Origin of the sequence: Pollutimonas rozaliensis (assembly GCF_048751585.1) — a bacterium.
In the GTDB taxonomy this organism is placed as follows: Bacteria; Pseudomonadota; Gammaproteobacteria; order Burkholderiales; family Burkholderiaceae_B.
The window spans coordinates 1-279 of record NZ_JAZHOB010000074.1; the positions used below are offsets into that span (position 1 = coordinate 1).

1 protein-coding gene is annotated in these 279 nt (G+C 63.1%); it reads right to left on the minus strand.

Features of this window, described 5'->3' with window-relative positions:
• The coding region (locus V0R37_RS22025) for a DUF481 domain-containing protein (RefSeq protein WP_420376545.1) at positions 1–279 on the minus strand (279 nt) is incomplete at both ends.

The window sequence follows — 279 nt, forward strand, 5'->3', positions numbered from 1 at the left end:
GCAAATCCAAACAGGTAATGCGGGCCGTTGAAGTCATAGCGCTCCCGCCCCGCCACGAGGTACTGCTCCGCGCTGGTCTCGCCATCCTTGCTGACATTGCGCACTTCTGCCCGAAACGAGTGGGTGAAGTCGCCGGTCAGCCAGGTGAGCAGCGTTTTGCCGATCAGCGTGCGGCTGTCGGTATTGCCGGAGAGCTGGTTGAACCCAAGCTCGGCGTCGCCGCTGAAGATGGGTGCATCTTCCTGGGGCGGCGGTGGCGCATAGAACGGGTTGGCTGCG